Origin of the sequence: Mucilaginibacter gossypii (assembly GCF_900100945.1) — a bacterium.
GTDB classification, from domain to species: domain Bacteria; phylum Bacteroidota; class Bacteroidia; order Sphingobacteriales; family Sphingobacteriaceae; genus Mucilaginibacter; species Mucilaginibacter gossypii.
This window is the reverse complement of the sequence record NZ_FNCG01000005.1, coordinates 265,113-289,037: the sequence shown is the minus strand read 5'-3', so window position 1 is coordinate 289,037 and position 23,925 is coordinate 265,113. Positions and strand designations below refer to the sequence as shown.

The 23,925-nt window shown below is 42.8% G+C and carries 23 protein-coding genes and 1 riboswitch; of the genes, 10 read left to right on the top strand and 13 right to left on the bottom strand.

Translation table 11 applies throughout. The features are described 5' to 3' along the window. Window positions 1-56: 56 nt before the first annotated feature. On the bottom strand, window positions 57-1,121 hold the full coding sequence (locus BLS28_RS12950; RefSeq protein WP_091167538.1) for a FecR family protein: 1,065 nt from the start codon (window positions 1,119-1,121) through the stop codon (window positions 57-59). 241 nt (window positions 1,122-1,362) lie between these two features. On the opposite strand from BLS28_RS12950, the gene BLS28_RS12945 reads away from it, so the two are divergent. After that, entirely contained in the window at window positions 1,363-1,923 is a 561-nt protein-coding gene (locus tag BLS28_RS12945; protein WP_091167536.1) for an RNA polymerase sigma-70 factor, read from the top strand. Between the two features lie 282 nt (window positions 1,924-2,205). Here the strand turns inward: BLS28_RS12945 and BLS28_RS12940 are convergent, their stop codons facing one another. Then, complete coding sequence (locus BLS28_RS12940) at window positions 2,206-3,543, bottom strand: efflux RND transporter periplasmic adaptor subunit (RefSeq protein ID WP_091167533.1); 1,338 nt, start codon at window positions 3,541-3,543, stop codon at window positions 2,206-2,208. Between the two features lie 36 nt (window positions 3,544-3,579). Then, window positions 3,580-5,025, bottom strand: a complete 1,446-nt coding sequence (locus BLS28_RS12935) for a TolC family protein (protein WP_091167531.1) — start codon at window positions 5,023-5,025, stop codon at window positions 3,580-3,582. A 101-nt stretch (window positions 5,026-5,126) separates the two neighbouring features. Between BLS28_RS12935 and BLS28_RS12930 the strand changes: the two genes are divergently transcribed. After that, window positions 5,127-5,750 (top strand): polysaccharide deacetylase family protein, encoded by a 624-nt coding sequence (locus BLS28_RS12930; protein ID WP_091167529.1) that lies wholly within the window; start codon window positions 5,127-5,129, stop codon window positions 5,748-5,750. Between the two features lie 83 nt (window positions 5,751-5,833). Here the strand turns inward: BLS28_RS12930 and BLS28_RS12925 are convergent, their stop codons facing one another. The 4 genes from BLS28_RS12925 to BLS28_RS12910 all read right to left on the bottom strand — a co-directional run bounded on the left by BLS28_RS12925 (window position 5,834) and on the right by BLS28_RS12910 (window position 9,197). Continuing rightward, window positions 5,834-6,628 carry an alpha/beta hydrolase gene (locus BLS28_RS12925; protein WP_091167525.1) on the bottom strand — a complete coding sequence of 265 codons (795 nt, stop codon included), beginning with the start codon at window positions 6,626-6,628 and terminating at the stop codon, window positions 5,834-5,836. 305 nt (window positions 6,629-6,933) lie between these two features. After that, window positions 6,934-7,791, bottom strand: a complete 858-nt coding sequence (locus BLS28_RS12920; RefSeq protein ID WP_091167521.1) for a helix-turn-helix domain-containing protein — start codon at window positions 7,789-7,791, stop codon at window positions 6,934-6,936. A 105-nt stretch (window positions 7,792-7,896) separates the two neighbouring features. Then, entirely contained in the window at window positions 7,897-8,592 is a 696-nt protein-coding gene (locus tag BLS28_RS12915; RefSeq protein ID WP_091167516.1) for an alpha/beta hydrolase, read from the bottom strand. Window positions 8,593-8,687: 95 nt separating this feature from the next. After that, window positions 8,688-9,197 (bottom strand): helix-turn-helix domain-containing protein, encoded by a 510-nt coding sequence (locus tag BLS28_RS12910; RefSeq protein WP_091167514.1) that lies wholly within the window; start codon window positions 9,195-9,197, stop codon window positions 8,688-8,690. 276 nt (window positions 9,198-9,473) lie between these two features. On the opposite strand from BLS28_RS12910, the gene BLS28_RS12905 reads away from it, so the two are divergent. Then, entirely contained in the window at window positions 9,474-10,229 is a 756-nt protein-coding gene (locus BLS28_RS12905) for an IS110 family transposase (RefSeq protein WP_256337409.1), read from the top strand. 261 nt (window positions 10,230-10,490) lie between these two features. Here BLS28_RS12905 and BLS28_RS12900 read toward each other — a convergent pair whose 3' ends face one another. The 3 genes from BLS28_RS12900 to BLS28_RS12890 all read right to left on the bottom strand — a co-directional run bounded on the left by BLS28_RS12900 (window position 10,491) and on the right by BLS28_RS12890 (window position 12,332). Next, window positions 10,491-11,462 (bottom strand): S41 family peptidase, encoded by a 972-nt coding sequence (locus BLS28_RS12900; protein WP_091167512.1) that lies wholly within the window; start codon window positions 11,460-11,462, stop codon window positions 10,491-10,493. Between the two features lies 1 nt (window position 11,463). Continuing rightward, entirely contained in the window at window positions 11,464-11,895 is a 432-nt protein-coding gene (locus tag BLS28_RS12895; protein WP_091167509.1) for a MarR family winged helix-turn-helix transcriptional regulator, read from the bottom strand. A gap of 62 nt (window positions 11,896-11,957) precedes the next feature. Further along, complete coding sequence (locus BLS28_RS12890) at window positions 11,958-12,332, bottom strand: hypothetical protein (protein WP_091167507.1); 375 nt, start codon at window positions 12,330-12,332, stop codon at window positions 11,958-11,960. 194 nt (window positions 12,333-12,526) lie between these two features. On the opposite strand from BLS28_RS12890, the gene BLS28_RS12885 reads away from it, so the two are divergent. Continuing rightward, window positions 12,527-13,273 (top strand): class I SAM-dependent methyltransferase, encoded by a 747-nt coding sequence (locus tag BLS28_RS12885; RefSeq protein ID WP_091167504.1) that lies wholly within the window; start codon window positions 12,527-12,529, stop codon window positions 13,271-13,273. 3 nt (window positions 13,274-13,276) lie between these two features. On the opposite strand, the gene BLS28_RS12880 is transcribed toward BLS28_RS12885, so the two are convergent. The 3 genes from BLS28_RS12880 to bshA all read right to left on the bottom strand — a co-directional run bounded on the left by BLS28_RS12880 (window position 13,277) and on the right by bshA (window position 16,654). Beyond that, on the bottom strand, window positions 13,277-14,665 hold the full coding sequence (locus BLS28_RS12880) for a voltage-gated chloride channel family protein (protein ID WP_091167501.1): 1,389 nt from the start codon (window positions 14,663-14,665) through the stop codon (window positions 13,277-13,279). Between the two features lie 58 nt (window positions 14,666-14,723). After that, window positions 14,724-14,788, bottom strand: a riboswitch (Fluoride riboswitch). Window positions 14,789-15,213: 425 nt separating this feature from the next. Further along, a complete protein-coding gene (locus tag BLS28_RS12875; protein ID WP_090530691.1) occupies window positions 15,214-15,405 on the bottom strand; it encodes a hypothetical protein in 192 nt (63 codons plus the stop codon). Window positions 15,406-15,499: 94 nt separating this feature from the next. Next, the gene (gene bshA / locus BLS28_RS12870) at window positions 15,500-16,654 is read right to left on the bottom strand and encodes an N-acetyl-alpha-D-glucosaminyl L-malate synthase BshA (RefSeq protein WP_090530693.1); all 1,155 of its coding nucleotides are present in this window, start codon (window positions 16,652-16,654) and stop codon (window positions 15,500-15,502) included. A gap of 177 nt (window positions 16,655-16,831) precedes the next feature. Here bshA and BLS28_RS12865 point away from each other — a divergent pair, with 177 nt between their 5' ends. The 6 genes from BLS28_RS12865 (at window position 16,832) to BLS28_RS12840 (ending at window position 23,924) form a co-directional block, all read left to right on the top strand. Further along, window positions 16,832-17,254 carry a VOC family protein gene (locus BLS28_RS12865; RefSeq protein WP_091167496.1) on the top strand — a complete coding sequence of 141 codons (423 nt, stop codon included), beginning with the start codon at window positions 16,832-16,834 and terminating at the stop codon, window positions 17,252-17,254. A gap of 198 nt (window positions 17,255-17,452) precedes the next feature. Then, complete coding sequence (locus tag BLS28_RS12860) at window positions 17,453-18,127, top strand: energy transducer TonB (RefSeq protein ID WP_091167493.1); 675 nt, start codon at window positions 17,453-17,455, stop codon at window positions 18,125-18,127. A 47-nt stretch (window positions 18,128-18,174) separates the two neighbouring features. Then, window positions 18,175-18,678: a hypothetical protein gene (locus tag BLS28_RS12855; protein WP_091167490.1), complete on the top strand. Its 504-nt coding sequence runs from the start codon at window positions 18,175-18,177 to the stop codon at window positions 18,676-18,678. Window positions 18,679-18,913: 235 nt separating this feature from the next. Further along, on the top strand, window positions 18,914-21,232 hold the full coding sequence (locus BLS28_RS12850) for a PSD1 and planctomycete cytochrome C domain-containing protein (protein ID WP_091167488.1): 2,319 nt from the start codon (window positions 18,914-18,916) through the stop codon (window positions 21,230-21,232). A gap of 4 nt (window positions 21,233-21,236) precedes the next feature. Continuing rightward, complete coding sequence (locus BLS28_RS12845; RefSeq protein WP_091167486.1) at window positions 21,237-22,694, top strand: DUF1501 domain-containing protein; 1,458 nt, start codon at window positions 21,237-21,239, stop codon at window positions 22,692-22,694. A 204-nt stretch (window positions 22,695-22,898) separates the two neighbouring features. Beyond that, window positions 22,899-23,924 (top strand): NHL repeat-containing protein, encoded by a 1,026-nt coding sequence (locus tag BLS28_RS12840; RefSeq protein ID WP_091167483.1) that lies wholly within the window; start codon window positions 22,899-22,901, stop codon window positions 23,922-23,924. Window position 23,925: the final 1 nt, after the last annotated feature.

Here is a 23,925-nt window from a genome sequence, read left to right as displayed (position 1 = left end):
TATGTAAAAGAGAATGTTAGTTTTTGATCATAGTTTCCTTTTTGTTTTTTTAGTCGTTAATCATTATTGTTGTTTCGCGTAATGTTTACTGTATTGCCATTTATCGAATAATTGATAGCGGTATTAGCTTTTATAATTGCCAGCACTTTTTCAATGCTCTGAATGTTTTTGAAACTACCCGAATAACGAATGCCGCTCAGTTCGGCATCGGTCATGTTAATAGTGACGTTATATCTTCGTTCAAGCACTTTAGCTATCTCGCTAAGGGTAGCGCCATCAAATACCAGCAGGTTTTCCTTCCAGCCGTCATAACGATCAAGCTTTGCCGAATCAATCTCTGATACCTGGATCTCGTTCAGGCTTTTGGGCTCGGGGGTTGCGTAGCTGTAATTCTCTTTTTTGGGGTGATAATAGATCCGGAGCACCTGCCGTGGCTTTACATAAATGCGGCTCATTTCATGCGCGTTGTTATCTACATTTCCCTCTACAGATACCTCGCCTTTTACTACTGTGGTTTCAAAAAACGGGTCGGAGGCATAGGCCTTAAGATTAAACTTTGTACCGATGTCCCTTATGGTATAGTTTTTTGTATTTACAATAAAAGGGACCTCTTTTTTACCCGGAGCGATATCAAAAAACGCTTCGCCTTCCAGGTAAACGGTACGGGTTGTTTTACCAAAATCGGCCGTATAATTAAGCTTGCTGCCTGCATTAAGCCAAACCTGCGTGCCATCGCTCAAAACAATTTTTTTAATGGCGCCGGGGTTAGCGGCTATTTGCCTTACGCTTTCTGCATTTTTTGAATACCTGTTATATAAGGTAGCCGTAACCGCTGCCAGTAAAGCAATAGCCGCTGCCACTTTGCCCCAGGTGATCAGTCTTGCATAGCGCGACGGCTCCGCTGGTTCTATACCGGTCGAAAGTTTATTATAGGCATTGTCTTTATTTACAACCGCTGGCTGCAGGTAAAGCATGTTATGCCAGGTTTCATACAGTTGTACAAAATACTGCTCGTTTTCGGGGTGCGCACTTATCCATTGTTTAACCTGCTCAAGCTCCTGTGGGGTAGCTTCGCCGGTTATGTATTTTACCAGTAGCAGTTTTACTTCTTCGTTATCCATTTGTAATATTATCGTTAAGACAATCGAAAAAACAGATACCCTCAAAACGAAAAGAAATATTTTTCAATTTTATTCGGCGAGTAACCTGAACGTCCCCTTCATATTACGCGTAACTGTTTTTTTACAGAATGTTTGTGATTAGCTTTTCATTATTTCCATATTAAATTTGATACAGAATGAAAAACTCTGTAACTTGTTAAAGTTTTTTAAAAAGTATTCGGATTAATTAAAGGCGGGATTAATGATCCAGGAAAACAAACTACCTATAACCTCATTTACACAGGGTGACGCGAAAACGTTTGAAACCCTGTTCAGGCTATACTATACCCGCTTAACTTTGTTCTCCAATCGTTTTGTAAACGATTTAACCGTTGCCGAAGAAATTACTGCCGATGTATTCACCCACCTGTGGGAGCGCGGGCATGAGGTCAATTTTTGCTCATCAGTAAGTTCCTATCTTTTTAAAATGGTGCAAAACCGAAGCCTTAACTACCTTAAGCGCCAGAAAATAGAAAACCTTTACGTTAATTACCTCGAAAAAAACAACTTGTTTGATGAGTTGCGCAATACGCTCGAAAACGGACTGGAGGAAAAAGAACTCGCCCTGCAGATAGAAGCTGCCATAGCTACCCTTCCCGAAAAATGCCGCGAGATTTTTGTACTGAGCCGTTTCAGCGATATGAAATATCGCGAAATTGCCGTACAGCTTAATATCTCCCCTAAAACAGTAGAGCGCCAGATGAGCATCGCCCTCGAAAAATTACGCCAGGTGTTGAAGCATGTGAGTTATATGCTTTTTTAAATTGCCGGTAAGTTACTATATATAGTTGTCGAAAGGTTGGTCATCCCAGGTGTCGAAAACCGGCGAACAGTGAAGGTAAAATAACAAAAAGAGGCCTATCAAGCAGGAGCCCGTCGAAGCATGGACGGCAGGGCTATGACCGCCGTTCATCTTAAACTCGCGCCCATTTTTAACGATGGGTTTAATCATCGGAAATTCCGTTCACAAAAAAGCCCGGGCTAAGCCGGGCGTCTGAAAATCTAATTCATCTGTACATTTGAAATCTGCACATCCGCATATCAATTACTTAGTATTATCGGCGTTAAATAGTTTTGACTTATCTACTTTCTGAGCAGCTTGCCCATCGCTAAGCGTTTTTGAAATAGCCGAATATGGAGCTGATACAACTTCTTCGCCACCTTTAAGGCCGGATAAGATCTGGATGTAACTATCGTTCTGGATACCCGTAGTTACCTGTACCTGTTTAAGCTTACCCGCGTTTAGTACAAATACATATTCTTTGGCTACCGGGCTGATTTGTGGTTTACTCTTATCCTCATCAGCTTTCGGCGGGCCGTTATTTTCTTTCTTTTCCTCGCGGGTGGTTACCGATTGGATTGGTACCGACAGCGCTTTGGCCGAATTAGTGCTGATATCAACAGTGGCTGTTAACCCCGGACGGAAAGGTGATGGATTATCGGCTGTTTTCTTTAACAGTGCGGCATATGAATCGGCATTGATCCTCACTTTTACAGTAAAGTTTGTTACCTGGTCGGCAGATGTACCCACCACGTTTGCCGAGCTGCCTATTTCAGTTACCACACCGGTAAATTTCTTGCCTAAAAATGCGTCTACTTCAATTTTTGATGAATCGCCAAGGGAAATGCGGTTGATGTCGTTTTCATTCACATCAACATTCACGTCCATTTTGCTTAGATCAGAGATAGTCATGATCTCGGTACCGGCAAATTGCTGGGTACCCAAAACGCGCTCACCTTTTTCAACAGATAGCTTTGAAACCACCCCGTCAACCGGCGAGTAAATAGTTGTTTTCGCGAGGTTATCCTGTGCTTCCTTAACTGATGCCTGTGATTGTGCCAGGCCATATTGCGAGCCTACCACATTTTGCTTGGCAGCTTCAAGCGATGCTTTAGCGCCTTCATATGCAGCTTTGGCATTTTCAAATTCCGAAACCGTTAACACTTTTTTATCATAAAGCTCTTTACTGCGCTTGTAAATACCGGCCTGGTTAGCATAAGTAGCTTCGGCTTGTTTAAGCATTTGGCTTGAATTACCTACGCTTGCTTTTTGGGTATTGTACGATGCTATAGCCCGGTCATAACCTGACTTTAAAATGTCGGGCCTGATCTTACAAAGCAATTGGCCTTTTTTAACCACATCACCCTCTTTTATTGGCAGCTCAACCACCTCGCCCGATACTTCGGGGCTTATCTTAACCTCAACATGTGGTTTGATCTTTCCGCTGGCCGATACGGTTTCATTTATTTCGCGTGTTTCGGCCTTTTCGGTAGCTACCTGGGTTAGCGCGGGCTTGCCTATCAGGCCCGTAACCTTAGCAATGATCAGCAGGACAATCAGTGCGCCAAGACCTATCAGAATATATTTAGTAGTTTTTCCCATGACGGTGAATTTGGATATTTTACGGTTAAGATTTTATTAAAGTGTTATAGGGTTACCTAAATAATAGTCAATGACTTTGCTTCTGAAAATCACCTGGTATTGCGCCTCAATCATATCAAACTGCGATTTGTTAAGATTGGTTAGCGATGTATTATAATCAAGCGAGTTAACCAAACCTACTGTATAGCGTTGCTGGATAATATTAAACGCATCTTTATTTGCGTTATAAGTTTGCGTTGCCGATGCATAACGCTTATCAGCCGCCTGTAAATCCCATACCGCCTGGTAGATAATCTTGCTCAAATTGTTGCGGGCCAGTTGCGCTGTAACCTCGGCATTTTGATTTTGCAGTTTTGCTTTCCTAACCGCTGTGCGTGACAGAAACCTGTTGAAAATCGGGATCTGTAAACTCACCCCTACAGATTGGTTAAAATTATCGCTCAGTTGCCTGAAGAATGGGTTGCTTTTATAACCAACTTTATAGTTAGGCACTACAACCGCCTGTTGCGAATTTTGCACAAAACCAATAGTGTCAAATCTGCCTGTTGGAGTAACACCAAATGGCGTGTTCTTGGCATCAGAAAAGTATGAACCGGCAGCACCAAATAATACTACCGACGGATAGTAGTTGCCTCTTGCTATTTTAACACCCTGCGCCGCAGCTTTTTGACGTTGCTCAGCCAATAACACATCTGGGTTTACTGCAAGAGCGGTTTTTACAACTTCCTGGGCATCGTATACAGTTTTCACATTGTTTAACTTACTGATGTCGGGCCTTTCAACTCTAATATCAGTGCCGGGATCCATCTCCATATATTGCTTTAGGGTCAATAAGGATTGCTCCAGCTGATTTTCGGCATTGGTATAGTTAAGGTCGTTGGTTGATAGCTGCGCTTTGGCTTGCGACAGATCGGCAAGGGTTTGATTACCCACATCAAAGCTTTTCTGGGCGCGGTCCAAAGCTATTTTTGATACATCAATTTGCTGTTGCGCAGCCTTTACCAAATCCTGGTTGGTTAGCACCAGCAGGTAGGTAGTAACCACGTTCAATATCAGGTCGTTTTTTACTTTGGCAACGTTGGTTTTGTCAGCATCAAGCAAAATCTTGTTCTGAATTACTGTATTACGCAATTGCCCGCCCTGAAACAGTGTTACCTGCGAGGTAAAGTTACCATTAACCGCCAGGATGCGCTGGTTGCTGAACTGGTTGGTTGAAGGGTCGATATTACGGCCAAAGTTGAATGAGCCCTGTGGGCTTACGGCTAAATTTGGCAGTTGATTATATTTCGACTGTTTAAGATCTTCGTTGGTGATGGCAGCTGTAAATTCGGCCTGTTTAATGGTAAGGTTACGTTCAAGGGCCAGGTCTACCGCCTTTTGCAAGCCTATTACTTCCTGCGCGCCGGCATTAATGCCGCAAACCGAAAATATTATTGTGCAAATGAGCGTTGCTTTAACTGATAGTAATAATTTTAGTTTCATAAGGTTTTTCTATACAATGGTAAGCAACTGTTCATTACATTGCAGTGTTTATTTTTGTTAAATGTTGTTAATAGGGATAAAACACAAACTACCTCATCTGTATGTACCTGGTTAAAACCCCGTGGCTGCTGAAAAAGCTTTATCCCCAACTTACCTGGGATATAAAATCAACTGACCGTTGCATTTATCTCACTTTTGACGACGGCCCTATACCAATTGTTACACCGGCTGTATTAAATATTTTAAAACAATACAATGCCAAAGCCACCTTTTTTTGCATTGGCGACAATGTACGCAAGCACCCCGATATTTTTGAACAGGTAAAAGCCGGTGGCCATGCCATTGGCAACCATACTTTCAATCACCTTAAAGGATGGAAAACCGATACCCAAACCTATGTTGATAATTTTTTACAGGCCGATAAATTGCTGGATACATCGTTGTTTCGGCCCCCTTACGGAAGGATAAAAAGGTCACAGGCCCGCGCGCTGAAAGCAGCGAAACCCAATCTGAATATTTTTATGTGGGATGTGCTCAGCGGCGATTTTGATGCGGCCCTTAAACCTGAAGATTGCTTAAAAGGAGTGCTTAAATATACCGAAGCAGGATCGATGGTAGTATTTCATGACAGCATCAAAGCTTTTGATCGATTGGAGTATGTACTGCCCAGGGCATTGGAGGCTTGGAGCAAGGAAGGGTATAGTTTTAGCCCCCTAACCCCCTAAAGGGGAAAATAACAGTTGGCAATAAAAAAACCGGATGCCAATATCGGCACCCGGTTTTTGAGTTTTTAAAAGCTACCGATAGCTTATTTTTTTACAGAAGCATTTTCGGCTGCTTTTATAATTACAGCGGCAACTGCTTTAGGTTGCGATATGAAAACCACATGGCTTCCTTTTATTTCAGTTATTATTGTATTTGAACGTTTGTACATAGCACGTTCTATATCAGGATTGATGCTTTTATCTTCAGTGGCAACTATGCCATAAGCAGGTTTAGTTTTCCAGGCTGCATTAGTGATAGGGGTGCCAAATCCTTTTGCATAAAAGGCACCTTGTGAAGCATACATGAAATCAGCATCTTCTTTGCTTATATCGGCACAAAAACCGGCATGGAATTTAGCTTTGTCATAATAAACAATGCCTTTATCATCAGGTGCCAGAACACCATTTTCAGGAGCAGGAGGAGCAGTTTGCAACCATTGAACAGATGTTTCACCTTTATCTGGCTGCAGTGCCGCGATATAAACAAGGGCTGCTACTTTTGGGTTGTTACCTGCTTCGGTAATTACCGTACCGCCCCATGAATGGCCTACCAATACCGCAGGTCCGTCTTGTTTGTCCAATGCTATTGTTACAGCTTTAACATCGTCTTCCAAAGAAGAGAGTGGGTTTTGCACCACTGTAACATTATATCCTTTTTTGGTAAGTTCATTGTATAATGCCTTATAGCCAGATCCATCAGCAAATGCGCCGTGTACCAGCACTACATTTTTTACGGCCTGGGCCTGTGATGAAATAGTAAAACCTAATACGGCTGCAAAGGTTAATGCCAGGCTAAGTAGACCTATTTTAATTCTGTTTTTCAATGTTGGAGTTTTCATATTGTTTTATCTTAAATGTTGTATTTGATTTAACAATACAAAAGTGCCCCAAATGCGGCAGGTGGGAAATGTCGCCGCTTCCCGAAAGATTGTAATTTCTTCCCGAATGGCTTAAATGAGTTGGGAAAGTTCTTCAATTCCCTCCCTTGGGGAGGGGTGCGGCTGGTTTGCGCGGTGGCAGGGAGGGGTTTGTACGCCATGTAACGGATATATCGGGCTATGAAACCCCTCCCTACACCCTACCAGGAGAGGGAATCGCACCTCCCCCACTTTTTACCTTTTTAGTTCAACACATTTGCTTCCTTTTACGCTGCCACCGGCTGCGCTTTCCCATTTCTGAACTCTGCGGGCGACTGCCTGGTATGTCGTTTGAAAAAATTACAGAAATAGGCAGGATCTTCAAAACCCAGTTCATAAGTAATTTGCTTAACCGACTTTGTGGTGTAGCTCAACAACCGCCTCGCCTCAACAATAATACGCGCCTGGATCACCTGTTGCGGCGTTTTGTCGTTATAAAGGGAGAAAATATTTGAGAGCGTTTTGGGCGATTTATTCATCAGTCCCGCATAAAAGTTAACCGAATGCTCGTTTTTGAAATTCATTTCAACCAGCAGGTTAAATTTCCGGAAGATATCCAGTTTTTGATCCTGGTTATTTTCTGCGGGAATGTATTCTGTACGGGCCATCTGAGTTACCATGATGATCAGCCGCTTTAACAGCATGATCAGCATGTCATTCTGAATTTTATCTTTAATATGCAGTTCCTGCGTAAAAATATCAAGCAGTACTTTAAGCTTCGATTGGCTGGGATCATCCAGAGGAATGAACAGCAGATCGCCCATCCCAAAAAGAAAACCTACGCAGCTTACTTCGGTATCATGGTCTATCAAACAATAAAACTCCCTGTTAAATTGCCAGGCGATGATATTAGCCGACCTTTCGAACGTAAAGGTTTGGTCGAACATGAGCGGTAACAGCGTATTCCCGTTAAATACATGATCTGCACCATCTATATTGATTATTTGACTCGCGCCGGTATTCCAGGCTATGGTAAAGTACTTCTTTGTTTTATCACGGGTATAAAAGAAACGGTCAAAATTTTCTTCCCCGCTGATCAGTAACAGATCGCCGCCGGTTTTATGGTCGGAAACAATTAACTTCATTAATTTTTGGTGCTAAAGATAAGGCAGATTGATGAGGTTTTAAACAAAACATCCGCATACGGTTTAATGCACACGGATGTTCATACAGTATTTAAACTGTTTTTTTTACACTTCCGAAGCTTTTCTGGCTGCTTCAATAATCACATCGGCAACAATCTCTGGTTGCGACATAAAAATCACATGGCTGCCTTTTACCTCGGTTACAATAGTGTTTGATCGATTATACATAGCATGTTGAATATCCGGATTGATACTTTTATCCTCGGTAGCAATTAAACCATAAGCCGGTTTATGACGCCAGGCCGCGTCAGTTATCGGCGAAACAAAACCTTTTGCGTAAAATGCACCTTGTGATGCATACATAAAAGCGGCTTCATCGGCATCAATGTCAGCGCAAAATCCAGCGTGAAACTTGTCTTTATCATAGTATACAATGCCTTTTTCATCGGGAGGTAACACGCCGTTTTCCGGTGCAGGTGGTGCGGTTTGCAGCCACTGCAGTGCTGATTCGCCGTTATCCGGCTGAAAAGCCGCGATATACACCAGCGCAGCTACATTTGGATGATTACCGGCTTCGGTAATTACAGCGCCACCCCACGAGTGCCCGGCAAGGATGGCGGGGCCACTAATCTTGTCTAATACAACATGGGTTGCTTTTACATCATCTTCCAATGAGCTTAGCGGGTTTTGCACCACCAATACGTTATAACCTTTTTTAGTAAGGATTTGATAGAGTGCTTTAAAGCCAGATCCGTCTGCAAACGCGCCGTGTACCAGCACTACATTTTTTAAGTTTTCCATGGTTAATTTGTTGTTTTATAATGATTTGATTTATCACAAAGCAACAAACTGTTTCAAGCTTAAACAATGCAGTAATAGCGGAAGTACATGTACAATTAGCGGTATTTTTTACGGAAAGCCCCCGGCGACATCTTTACCATCCCAATGAACATCTTCGAAAAATAGACGTAATCGGCGTAACCCAATTCATAAGCAATGGCCTTAATGGTTTTATCGGTATAAATCAGCAGGCGCTTTGCTTCAAACATGATCATATTCTGAATCCAGTAACTAACCGTTTGTCCGGATATTTCTTTAACCGCTTCGTTAAGATATGGGGTAGATATATTTAAAGCCGAAGCATATGAAGAGGGCTTTTTCAATGTTTTATATTCTGCAAAAATCAGCCTTTTAAAAGCCGTAGTGATCCTGACAGCGCTTGAGTCTTTCCTCCCGTGAGCTATTGTACTATCAACGTATTCTCCGGCAAACATGCCTGCTACAGCATCAATCAATCCCCGTTTTATATGTTCCTTACAGCTATTAACACTTGCATCTTTCACTTCAGCGCCCAGCAGTGAAATCGCCGATTTTAGCCTCCCGCCCCTTTCTGCGTTTATCGCCACAGGCGTTTGTACAAAACCTTTGTTCTTGAAGAAAGCAACGTAGTTGTTTTTTACCGTTGTTGAAGTGGGGGTTGCAAGGGGGTGTTAAGAACTAAGAAGTTTGTTAAGAACGTTAAATTAAGGACAGGGGTGCACTACAGTACAAAATAGTTTTATAGAACTTTCGGTTGTATAAGTCCCCTGCCCATAATTGTCTAAGGCCCAGCTAGAATATTTTCCTTGAATCAACAAAGGTTTTTGGCAAAAGACAATTTCAATTAACTAAAAAATACAAACATGGAAAACTACAGTTTTATCTTGGGTGTTGATGTTTCAAAATTGACATTAGACATCAGTTGCGCAGAGTTACGTCTGCACTTGAAAATCAATAATGATAGCAAAGGCTTTGCTGAATTTAAAAAATGGTGCAAGGTAAACGCCATTAGTCTTTGTAAAACATTCATCGTAATGGAACACACTGGCGGTTATGAATATCGGTTCATTCAATTCTGTGATTCATTATCAATTGCCTATTCTCGGATCTCACCTTTAGAAATTAAAAGATCTATGGGTATGACCAGGGGAAAGAACGATAAAGTCGATTCCTTCCGGATCAGTCAATACGGCGAAGAAAAGATCAAACGTTTAAAGCCTGATCAGCCTATCGATACTAATATCTTATTATTAAAACAATTCTTGTCCTTTCGTAAAAGATTGGTAAGGGAAAGTGCTGGGCTAAAGGCTACTATAAAAGAGCGCAAACACAATTATAAAATAAATAAGTCTGATACCGTTATTCGCATTTCGACAGAAAAGATAAAATCGAATCTTAAGTATATTGAACAGTTAGAGGACGAAATAATTTCCTTAATAAAGTCAAATGAAACACTGTTTCTTAACTATCGAATATTGGGAAGCATTAAAGGAATCGGTCCAATAAACGCATGCATGACACTTGCATATACAGAGAACTTTAACTCTTTCACTGATGCCAGAAAATATGCCGTATATGTTGGGGTTGCTCCTTTGAAAATACTTCGGGAACTAGTATAAAGGGCAAAATGCGAACAAGTATCCTTTCGAACAGAGATCTTAAACAAGAATTAAATCTAGCTGCAAAGGTGGCTGTTACACATGATCCAGAAATAAGAGCCAATGCTGATCGAAAACTAAAAAACAAACGCTGCCGGTTGTTTTAAACAACGTAAAATTCAAATTAATCCTCAGAATGTTCTCGCTAATAAAAAGAGGCGAAATGTACGTTGAGAATTATCAAAGAGACTCTTAAAATCAATTTCATGCCATACAGCGGTTTTATTTATGATTCACCATCCTAAGTGCAAAATCGAGTGCTTGATCCGCTGGAACAGCCTTATCGGGTTTTACGCCCACTGTTTCCCAATCTGATTTTGTGATAGGATTAATAGCGCGGGCAAAAGGCACATTAGCTACAAATCCGTTACCAACGGTAAACGGTTGTACCGGATGGGCGCCCCCGCCGGTAGTCTCACCAATAATAACAGCCCGTTTTTGCGTCTGTAAGTCGTAGGTTAGCTCTTCACCAGCTGAAAAGGTACGTTTACTGGTTAAAATATAAATAGGCATATTGTGAAATCCCTTTAAAATTGTATCTGGGATTGCCCAATATGCTGTTGTGGATTTGTCTTTTCTGAAATACAAATCATTCAAATGCGTCTTTTGGTTAAACAATAAACCACAAATGAAACTCACCATCCGTGGATCACCACCCATATTGTTCCTTAAATCGATAATCAATGATTCGCTATTACTAACAAAACGAAAAGCAGCAAGCGTCATTATTTTAGCGGTAGAATCCGGCTCAAAAAACCCACCAATTTTTAAATAGCCGATATTCCCGGGCAAGATCTCTGCTTTATCAAATCCGAAATTCACCCTTTTTCTGAACTTTAGCATTCTTTCTCTTTCCATAATTGTATCAGTTTTGCCATTAGCAGACGTGAAAAGAGGATCATAACTAATGGATAAATGGCCGTCGCGATACACAGACAAGAGATCACTAGTAAGTCTAGCAGCAAACGCAGCCGGGTTTTGAATGGTATCGTAGCTGCCTGATTTAAGCTGGTCCTGAATAAAACTGCCCATCTTTATAGCTGTATCCAAGTAGATATAATTTGCTTTAAGGCTTGCGGATATTTTTGCAACCGTTTCGGATTTTACTTTTTTCGTCAGATTTACTGTCTGAGCACAGACCATTCCGGTTGAAAAAATCGAGATCAGCAACAATGTTGTTTTAAAGATTTTCATATTAAGATTTACAATTTTCTATAATCTTGGTTAAATATTTATCAAGATGTGCTACTTCCTCTTTACTTATTCCATCAAGTGCTTGTTTTCGGTTTCTTTCAGTTATAGGCTGCATAGCCTGTAAATTTGCTATTGCCTTGTCAGTCGGACTAAGGTTAAACCTTCTTCGGTCATTACTATGGATGGCTCTAGTGAGATATTGTTTCTTTACCAGTATTTCGACAATGCGCGTTACAGATGCAAAATCTTTGAAAGCAGCCTCAGCTATTTCCTGCTGCGTCCAGTCTGGATTGTCACTAACTGCTTTTAAAACGAGCCACTGATCTATTGTTAAATCAAAGCCATTTTTCATCATGTTTCGTTGAGCAAATTGCCTGTAACTCTTAATAGCTTTTTCAAGAGAATAAAAAAGTATGGTATCTAGCTTTTCCATATTATTTAATTGATACAATTATAATTGATATATCAATTAAATCCAAATAGCAATTCGACTTATTAATAAAAATGTTTTTTACATATTATTTGGAAATGTTCCAGCCCTAGAATACAACCTTCATCAAGAATAAACTTATAAGTTTGATTAAGCAAAAAGGCATCCACAGCAATAACGTAAGCATCGGCTTCGGTGTCAAAATGCTGCATTACCTGCCCAGGCAAAATGTAATAAACAGATTGAGCCGGTATCACCATCCCGCGCGAATCAACTACGAGTTTCAGGTTACCGTCCGTTACCAATACAAAAAGATAATGTTCGTTGCGGTGAGGGCTCTTAAGAAAATGAAGATCGCCCGCTTTTCTATAATCAACCACTTGCAAACCAAGCTCAATTACTTCATCAAGTTTGATTGTAGGAATAAGTTCATTGCTCATGAATGCTAAATTTAATACAGTTATTACACTGTTGTTTAATTAATTACACAAAGTTGCTTATTCATCGCATGATATATCTATGTACAATTCCCGGATGATTGTAATTATTTCCTGTTGATGTTACCATCTCAAATCCATGCTTTACAAAATAACAGTGTTTTGAACTATTGCCGAATTATCTTTCCTTTGCACCCATGAGCAACGAACTCACCGACAAGGCATTTTGGGCTGGTTACTGGGAATCAAAAAAAGACCTGGCTTTCAATGTGCCGGCTAGTTATACTTTTCACAAGCTGCTAAAAAAGATTATCGATACCCATAAACCGGCGTCGGCTATTGAGCTTGGAGGTTTTCCGGGTTATTTTGCCATTTTTTTGAAGAAGTATTTCGGGTTAAAAACTACACTGTTCGATTTTTATGTGCACCCAAAAGTTTTAAAGGAAGTACTGGATGTCAATCAGCTTAATGATCAGGACATTGCAGTTATTGAAGGCGACCTGTTCAAATACCAACCCGAAACCGAATATGACCTGGTACTTTCATGCGGATTGATAGAGCATTTTAATGATACCAAAGGCATTATTGAAAAACACCTCTCTTTCCTTAAACCAGGAGGCACATTGTTTATTACCCTGCCTAACTTTACCGGTGTTAACGGATGGGTACAACGCAACTACGACCTTAATAACTACGAAAAACACAACATCAATAGTATGAACCCTCCATTACTGGCCGGCTATTGCAAGGAACTTGGCTTAAAAAATGTTGAGGCATATTATTACGGCAAATTTTCGGTTTGGCTGGAGGATAAGGCTAACAAGCCTGCCATAGCTAAAGCGATCACCAAACTGGTGTGGGTAGCCGGCAAGGTTTTTACCAAAATCATACCGGTTGAATCAAAGCTGCTATCTCCTTATATTGTGGTTACCGCTACTAAATAGTGCTTATTCTCTCGCTTTAAGGAAACTATATTTCGCCAGTTTATGGTATAAATATCCGCGCCTTTTCATTGCTTCCGAAAGCGTTTTGTCATCAGCCGGCCCACCGGTTAACTTAGTAACTCCAATTCTTTGGGAGCCATATATACCCGTATGCCCGCTGAAAAGATAGGCTGTGAAACAGGCCACGGCAAACAACAGGGCGTGTTCGCCACCAAAAAGCTCTATACCCATAAAAGTACAGGCCAGCGGGGTATTAGTCGCGCCTGCAAAAACGGCTATGAAGCCCAAAGCTGCAAACAGGCTAACTGGCGCATCAAGTAAGCCAGATAAAGTGTTACCCAAAGTAGCGCCAATATAAAACAGCGGTGTTACCTCGCCGCCTTTAAAACCGGTACCTAAGGTTACAGTAGTGTAAATGGTTTTCCAGAGCCAGCTCCAGGTACCGGCACCGCCGGCATGAAAAGCCGAAGGGATTGTAACAGCGCCAACATGTTCGGCATCTACCCCTAAACTCAGATAATCGGGTTTGCCATTAACAAAAGTAAGCGCGATAATGATCAGCCCGCCAATAAACGGGATCAACCAGGGTGTTTTAATGTATTGGGTAAAAAAACTTTTGATGCCATGTACCATTTTGGCAAAAAGGTAACTGGCCAGTCCGAAAGCGATTGAAGCTACTATGGTTTTAATGATAAGCAACAGATCGGTTGAAATATAACCCGAAAACCAATGCGGGATAACCGGGACAATATCGATATGATAAGGCGTGTGATGAACTCCCCATGCAGCTACAGTAACATCCCCAACAATGCCCGCAATAAGGCAGGGCAGCAGCGCATTATATTGCACCCGGCCTATCGTCAGCACCTCCATTGCAAAAACAGCACCAGTTAACGGCGTACCAAATACCGCACCGAAACCCGCCGCTATGCCCGCGGTAAGTACTGTTTGGGTATCAGCTTCGTTAAGCTTAAGCCATTTGCCTATCATTTGGGCTAAGCTGCCGCCCATTTGTACAGCCGTTCCCTCGCGCCCGGCCGAGCCGCCAAACAAATGAGTGATAATGGTGGTGATCAGCACCAATGGGGCCATACGCTTAGGGACCCCGCCACCGGGGTTATGAATTTCATCAATAATTAAATTATTCCCCTTTTCGGCCGGACCACCAAAAAATTTATAAATGAAAAATATCGCGATACCTGCCAACGGCAGCAAATACAATAACCAGTTATGTGCAAACCTAAAATGGATAGCCCAACTCAACAACCACAAGAATAAGGCAACCGCGCTGCCAATAACAACAGCTATGGGGATGATAATGACCGTCCACCGGAGGGCGTTTTTAAGAATTGCGAAATGTTGCGAAGAAAAAAGTCGGTTTTGATTTTGCATGTTGCTGATATTTATGTACCCACAAAAAATTAGCACAGGATAAAAGCCTGTGAGTTAATTGTCTGTAGGCGCCATCAGCTTTTTAGGGCGGTTAAGTAGGAAGACACCATTTCCTTTTGTGATGCTAATATAGGTTTCTTTTGTTCTAAAACAAAAGTTTTAAAAGCTCGGGATGTGCGATTCCCCTCTTGAGAGTAATAGCCCATAAAAAGGCATAGTCATGAAAATCATCGCGCATATCGACTCACCCCGACATCGCTGCACTCGTCACCCCTCTCTACGCAAGCGTAAAGAGGAGATTTTCTCTTTTATTTTTCTTTACCCTCTTTGCCCAAAGGGCAGAGAGGGTGGTCCAGCGTAGCGTAGACCGGGTGAGTCAACTATACCGCTTGTAATTTCCAGTCTAATTCATCATCTGCTCTTGATGGGCTATTACTCTCAAGAGAGGGGATCTAAAATCTACAAAATAAAATAGCCTTACTTAGCACGTATGCATGAGTAAGGCTATTTTCCCTTGTCTTTTGAACAGACCGGCTCAAGTTATCTACTTAAGCAACGCTTAGTGTTTCCACATCCTTAAGTGCCAGAAGCATTAATTTACCCTGGTATTCCACCCAGATGTCGGCGAAACTATTCTCATCGTACCCCATAAATTTTAATGGATGACCAATGTGCAGGTTTTTCCATTTCTTTCCGATGTACTTAAGGAGTTGTCCGCTTTTTAGTGTGTGCTTTGCCATAAGTTTTAACTTTTAGGAGTGAAAAACTAAATTAATTAACGAAACCGATAAAATTTAACTTTTAAAGAATATTTTTTGAATTGTATCAGGTTTATTACAACTGTTGGTTAAACAGCTTAGCTTTATTTTGCTCAATTACCTCAAGGTAAAAGTTTTCATATTTGGGCAAAATGGTAGATAATTCAAACTCTTTGGCGTGTGCCAGTGCATTTTCTTTAAATTTAGCTAAACGTTCTTCATCCTCCAAAATAAATATTGCTTTTTCTGCCATACCTTCTACATCTCCTGGCTCTTTCAAAAAGCCTGTTACGCCATCAATATTTAATTCGGGCAAACCACCGGCATTACTGCTGATCACCGGCACTTTACAAGCCATAGCTTCAAGCGCTGCTAAACCAAAACTTTCTGATTGCGATGGCATCAGGAACAAATCGGATACTGAAAGGATCTCTTCAACAGCATCCTGTTTACCTAAAAAACGCACGTTATCGGTAACGCCCAAATCGCGGCAAAGCTGTTCGCACATGGAACGTTCGGGGCCGTCGCCTACCATCAGCAGTTTCGACGGGATCTTTTTAATTACTTTAGCAAAAATCTTCACTACATCTTCGGTACGTTTTACCTTACGGAAGTTGGAGGTATGCACCAGGATCTTTTCGCCCGAAGGTGCAATCGCTTTCTTAAAATGATCTTTAGGTTTTAGGCTAAACCTGCTAAGGTCAATAAAGTTAGGGATCACGAGGATATCCTTCTTAATATCAAAAAACTTATAGGTATCCTCTTTAAGGTTTTGCGATACGGCTGTTACACCATCACTTTGGTTAATGGAAAAAGTAACAACCGGTTTAAAGGTGCGGTCTTTACCAACCAACGTAATATCTGTACCGTGCAGCGTAGTTACCACCGGGATGTAAATGCCATAGGTCATTAATATTTGCTTGGCCATAAACGCGGCCGAAGCATGGGGTATAGCATAATGCACATGCAGTACATCCAATTGTTCATGACGCACCACATCAACCAGCCTGCTTGCCAGGGCCAGCTCGTAGGGCGGAAAATCGAACAGCGGATAGTTGGAAACCGAAACTTCGTGATAAAACAGGTTTTCGGAAAAGAGATCCAACCGCGCCGGCTGGTTATAGGTCACAAAATGAACCTGGTGACCACGGTCTGCAAGGGCTTTACCAAGTTCAGTGGCAACAACCCCGCTTCCGCCAAAGGTTGGGTAACAAACAATTCCGATCTTCATTAATATGTTTTAATTGGTGCAAGTTTAACTGCAATTTACATCAAATGTGTTAAGCTTGTGTAAAATGATGGATGGATGATAATTACTTGCATATTTATTTTGCCGGCGTTGCCAACCATATCTGTTACCGAGTGTTTAAACATATATTAAATCCATAATAAACAACTGATTATCAACATGAGCAACCATATAAATTTAGCAATAAACGGAATACAACATATCGGTGTGCCGGTAACCAATATTGAAGCATCACAACAATTTTACGCCAGACTGGGCTTTAACAATGTAATGCAAGCCCCTTTTACCGATAACGGCGGTACCGGCACCTGCGTTATGATGCAGCGCGGCAATATGATCATGGAGCTTTACCAATTGCCTGAAGCTTCGCTGGCCGAGATCCGTTCAAGATCAAACGGGCACATTGATCACGTAGCCTTTGATGTTGATGATATCAACCTCGCCTTTAAAACTATTAAAGAAGCTGGCTTCAACGTGATCGAACCAGAGCCCGTGTTTTTACAATTCTGGAAAGATGGCTGCAAATATTTCAACATCACCGGGCCGGATGGCGAACGGTTGGAGTTTAACCAGGTACTTTGATTTGAGAATTCGGATTTTCAATTTCAGATTTAGTTATACATATAAAACAGGTGGTCAGCCAATTACAGCAAGTTGATTGGCAAGCCGCTTGCAAATGGGATACTGAAAACAAATATGACTATCCGTTTAGTTATTCAACCATAATTCTTTCTAAGGCTATCTAAACATAATCCACAATTTATTGTCGATATTTATACTATGCTTAAAGCCCTTTGTCTCCATATCGCGTTGATCATTTTTACAGCGGGCTATTTGCTTGGCCAACAGCCTGCGTTTAAAGGTGGACAGCAGGCGTTTAACAATTTTCTGAAGACAAAGATCATTTATCCTGAATATTCGCGGCAAAATTGTATTTCGGGAACCATCAATGTTTCGTTTATGGTTGATAAAGACGGTGTGGTACATGATGCTAAAGTACAGGATGGCCCCGGTATCGACCTTGACGATGAAGCTTTGAGGGTTATTAAACTTACATCGGGCCAGTGGGTGGTTCCGGCGGGGTATAATCTTAAAACTAATATCGTTCAACCCATCCGTTTTGACCCTGATCCCGCACGTTGCGGGCCTGCCAGCATCCGCGATATGCAAAGCGCCATTGCCAGCTATAAAGCTCAGCAGGAACTGGAAAACGCAGTGACCAATTACTACAGCAATAAATATAAAGGCAAGGCCGATACCACCAAAGAGGCTATCATTATTAACCTAAAAAAACAACTTGGCTACGACGATGATTTTATAAACGATGTATTAAGCCAGGCCGGCGAAAAATTTAAACAAGGCGACAAAGAAGGTGCCTGTCATGACTGGAATTTTATCCGCAACATAGGCAGCGATAAGGCCGATAATTTTATAAAGAAGTATTGCGCCCACTAACCCCTAAAGGGAGAATATACCACCAAATTCCCTAACTTGCCCTTGTTATGAAAACCGAACCTGAACTTCGCAAAAAAATAAAAACCTGGGTAACTGTATTTATCATCGGTCTGGTACTAAGTGGTGTAACCGCTTTCCCTATCGAAACTGAACTTGCCTGGCTTGCTAATCATGCCTCCGTATCTCCGGGATTTATGCAGAACTGGCTAACCAATGTTTATCTCGCAGTAAAAACAACCAATCAAAACTATCCTTACCTGGCTTATGGTACCGACTGGCTGGCTTTCGGTCACCTTGTTATTGCTATGGCATTTGTTGGCCCGCTGAAAGACCCGGTTAAAAACATTTGGATAATTGAGTTTGGCATGATTGCCTGTGTAATGGTGTTCCCGCTGGCCTTTATTGCCGGCCCAATCCGCGGTATCCCCGTTTACTGGCGGTTCATTGACTGCTGCTTCGGTATTTTTGGGATCATCCCCTTATATATCGTTTACCGGGATATTAAAAAGTTGGAAAAGATGAGCAATCAGAACATTGCTCCTTTATATTAAAAAAACAAATATTAGCCAGTCAAATTCAATTTATTGGCCATCGGCTATTCCGTTTTTATTCTTTTAAAAATGCCCTCCTTTGCGCGTATGTTAAAACATTTGTACAAAATGTATGAACATATCATTTTTCATGCTATATTGCCCCCGCTAAATCAATTTGAATACATAAATATGTATTTGCAAATTGTGCTATAAATTATATAACTTTAATTTCTGTTTAACCAATTTTAAACCCATGTACCGGAAGTTGTATTATGTGTGGCTTACAATAGCCATCTGCATGCTGTACACGCTTTATTCCTGCCATTCATCGGGCGGGATAGCCGAAGAACAGGTGCCCGATACCATCAGCTACAACTTTAATATCCGCCCAATACTTTCAGACAAGTGCTATAAATGCCACGGCCCTGATGCCTCTCATCGTGAAGCCGACCTTAGGCTTGATCTTCCGGAGAGCGCCTATAAGGCATTAAAAGATAACCCATCATCGCATGCACTCGTCCCCGGAGATCCTATGCAATCGGAGGTTTATCGCCGAATCTCTACCAAAGACACCACCGAGCAGATGCCGCCGGCGTCATCCAATTTAAAGAGGTTATCACCCTATGAAGTTCAACTCATTCACAAGTGGATAAAACAGGGCGCCAAATATGAAAAGCACTGGGCTTTTGTCGCTCCGCGAAATTACCCGGTTCCGCAGGTAAAAAACGCGGCATGGCCTAAAAATGCTATCGATAACTTCGTACTGCAAAAAATGGAGCAGGCCAGCCTGGAGCCTAATCCCGAAGCGGATAAAGAACGCCTGCTGAAACGCATTTCACTCGATTTGACCGGTCTGCCGCCATCTCTTGCTTTAATGGATGAGTTTTTAGCCGATAAAAGCGCCAATGCTTACGAAAAAATGGTGGACAAGCTGATGGCAACTCCGCAATACGGCGAAAAAATGGCGCTGCACTGGCTGGATGTTGCCCGCTATGCCGACTCGCACGGTTATCAGGATGATAATTACCGCACCCAATGGCCATGGCGCGACTGGGTGATCCATGCCTATAACGAAAACCTGCCTTATGATAAGTTTATTACCTGGCAACTGGCGGGCGATCAACTACCCAACGCCACTAAGGAGCAGTTGCTGGCTACAGGCTTTAACCGCAACCATAAAATAACCGAAGAAGGAGGCGTAATTGATGAGGAATACCGGGTTAGTTATGTAACCGACCGAACCAATACCTTCGGCAAAGCACTATTGGGCGTCACATTGGAATGCGCTCATTGTCATGATCATAAATACGACCCTTTTTCGCAAAAAGAGTACTACCAGGTTTATGCCTTTTTTAACAATGTGAAAGAAGTGGGCTTGCAATCAACCGTGGGCGGGCCTGAAACCTACGCTAAAAACCCCATGATGAAGATCAGCAATGAGGATGTTAAAAAGATCCTGACTTTTGTGAATAAGCGCGATACCGATAAGCTCATCGTATCCATAATGACGGATAGTGACAAGGTGCGGCCAACCTACATCCTCAAACGAGGTAACTACGATGCCCATGGCGATGAGGTGCAGGCCGGTACGCCCAAATCCATTTTGCCATTTACCAATAACTACCCAAAAAACCGCCTGGGTTTGGCCGAATGGCTGTTCAACAAAAACAACCCGCTTACCGCCCGTGTATTTGTAAACCAGATGTGGCAGGAGTTTTTTGGCAAGGGCATCGTAAAAAGCTCTGGCGATTTCGGTATGCAGGGCGATCTGCCATCGCACCCGGAATTGCTGGACTGGCTGGCTGTTGATTTCCGCGATCATGGCTGGAATATTAAACGGCTGGTAAAACAGATGGTAATGTCGGCCACTTATCGGCAATCGGCAGCGGCCACACCCGAAAAACTGAAGGAAGATCCGGATAATACTTTATTAGCCCGGGGCCCAAGGGGCCGTTTACCTGCCGAATTTGTTCGTGACCTGGTGCTGGCCAGCAGCGGGCTGCTTAATCCAACCATTGGCGGCCCGAGTGTTAACCCTTACCAGCCGCCCGGCCTTTGGGAAAATGCCACCTCGGGCAGGGGGATTTTGGCGAATTACAAACAGGTGCACGGGCCAAACCTGTACCGCAGGGGAATGTATACCCTAATTAAACGTACCGTTCCGCCAGCATCCTTAGGTATTTTTGATGCCAGCAACCGCGACCAGTGCGAAGTAAAACGCCTGCGTACCAATACCCCATTGCAGGCACTGGTAATGCTGAACGATCCAACAGTGTTGGAAAGCGCGAGGGTTTTAGCGGCAAAACTTTTGCAGGACAAAAGCACATCGACAGCAAAGATCACCAAAGCTTTCCGGTTGATCCTATGCCGCCATCCGGAGCAAAAAGAACTGGCTATTTTAACTTCATACTATACAGATGAACTAAAAACTATGAAAAAGGCGGATGCCGAAAAACTGCTAACCGTGGGCGAATATCCAGTACCGGCCAATTTGGATAAAATAACACTGGCAGCTATGATGAAAGTGGTTGATACCATGTATAATCTGGAAGAAGCCATAACAAAAACCTGAGCACATGGAAAAAGATTTTTTAGAAAACAGGCTTAATATCAACCGGCGCAGGTTTCTTTCCAGGCTCAGTTTGGGCATTGGCAGCGTAGCATTGGGTTCTTTACTCATTCCTGATCTGTTTAGCGGCAAGGGAGATGAAGCCGAGGCTGATTTTATCCCCGGCATCCCCAATTTTGCGCCAAAGGCCAAGCGGGTAATCTACCTTTTCCAGGATGGGGCACCCTCACAACTGGAGTCATTTGATTACAAGCCCAAGCTGCGCGAAATGATGGGGCAGGAGCTGCCGGCATCGGTGCGCGGCAACCAGATCCTTACCGGCATGACGGCTAAGCAGGCTTCGTTCCCGCTGGTAGGTTCTTTTTATGATTTTAAGCAATATGGCGAGTCGCGCGCCTGGATCAGCGATATGTTCCCACATATAGGTAAAATTGCCGATGATATCTGCATTATTAAATCGCTTAACACCGATGCCATCAATCATGATCCGGCACTTACCTTTTTCCAAACCGGGGCACAGCAGGGCAACCGACCCAGCATGGGTTCATGGGTAAGTTATGGTCTTGGCAGCGAGAATAAAAATCTGCCTGCCTTTACAGTATTGCTGTCTAAAGGCAAGGGAAACGGGCAGGGAGTTTATTCCAAACTGTGGAGCAATGGCTTTTTAGATTCCATTCACCAGGGCGTACAGTTCAGCAGCGGCGAAGACCCAATCCTGTACCTGAATGATCCGGAAGGACTGAACCGTCACGAGCGCCGTAAAATGCTGGATAAACTGGCCGAGCTCAATGACATGAACTACAAAGAGTTTGGCGACCCGGAGATAAACACCAAAGTACAGCAATATGAAATGGCTTACCGCATGCAAACCGCGGTACCCGAAATTATGGACGTAAGCAAGGAGTCGGACGATATTGTGAAGATGTACGGGCCGGAGTGCCTTATTCCCGGCACTTATGCGGCTAACTGTTTGCTGGCCCGCAAACTTTCTGAAAACGGCGTACGCTTTGTACAGCTTTACCACCAGGGCTGGGACCAGCACAGCAACCTACCGCAGGAAATGGCGGGGCAGGCTAAAGACGTAGACCAGGCATCCGCAGCGCTGGTTACCGATTTGAAACAACGTGGTTTATTGGATGAAACACTGGTAATCTGGGGCGGAGAATTCGGACGAACCAATTATAGCCAGGGTAAACTGGAAAAGGCTAATTATGGCCGCGACCATCACCCGCGCTGTTTCAGTATCTGGATGGCCGGCGGCGGTATCAAGCCCGGCATCGTTTACGGCGAAACAGATGAGTTTGGCTACAACATTGTAAAAGATCCGGTACACGTGCATGACTTCCATGCCACCATCTTAAATCAATTGGGTATCGACCATAAAAAACTAACTTATAAAAGCCAGGGCAGAAGATATAGATTAACGGATGTAGCGGGGAATGTGGTGAAGGGGATCATAGCGTAAACCCCACCTAAACCCTCCCCATTCAACTATGTCATTGCGAGGTACGAAGCAATCGCACGGAGGCCGAGGGGCTATGCAAGTCCGCCCCTGTAAAGTTCGCGATTTCTTCGTTCCTCGCAATGACGGGATGAACAAGGATTCAAAAAATCGGTGTAATCAAAAGAAATAATCAGCGAAATCAACGCAATCATAAAAATCAACGGTATGGAAAGAAGAGAATTTATCAAGCACACTTCAGTTTTATCAGCAGGCTTTTTTATAGCTAAAGACATGTTAGCAAAAGATGACGGGCTAATTTACGGTCACGGAAATATGCGCTACCGCATGGATAAAAACTGGAGCAAGGCCGATTCGCAGAAAAACCCGGTGAATGATTGCCACGAGATGGTGCAGGATTCAAAAGGCCGCATTTTACTGCTCACCAACGAGACTAAGAACAATGTACTCATTTATAATAAATCGGGCAAGCTACTAAGTACCTGGGGGCATGATTTCCCCGGTGCACATGGCCTCACCCTGTTTAATGAAAACGGTACCGAGGTGCTGTTCATAACCGATACCGTAAAACACCAGGTTTATAAAACCACGCTTGATGGCCGTATTTTAATGACCATTAATGTGCCGCTCGAAACCGGCGTTTACAAAAAAGCCGAAGAATTTGTTCCTACCGAAACTACTATCGACAGCAATGGCGATATTTTTATTGCCGATGGCTACGGGGCCCAATACGTTACCCATTATGATAAAGATGGCAAACTAAAAGGTTTCTTCGGTGGTAAAGGCGAGGGCGACGAACACCTGGATAATGCGCACGGTATCGTGATTGACAGGCGATATGATACACCGACATTACTGGTTACCGATCGTACCCGTAATTGCTTTAAACGCTTCAGCATGGATGGCAAACTACAGGAAGTGATCAAACTGCCGGGAGCATGCGTTTGCCGCCCGGTAATTAAGGGAGATCATTTGTACGCTGCCGTACTTCGCTCGCCCGACCTGAGCAAGGAGAATACCGGCTTTACTACCATATTAGATAAGAACAACAAAGTAGTATCCAACCTTGGCGGTACCGAACCAGTGTATACCGACGGTGTGCTGCAACCAATGGCCCAGGCGGAAAAGATTTTCCTGAACCCCCACGATGTTTGTGTGGATAACGACGAGAATTTGTATGTAGCACAATGGGCATCGGGCAAGGTATATCCTTATAAATTCACAAGGGTTTAAT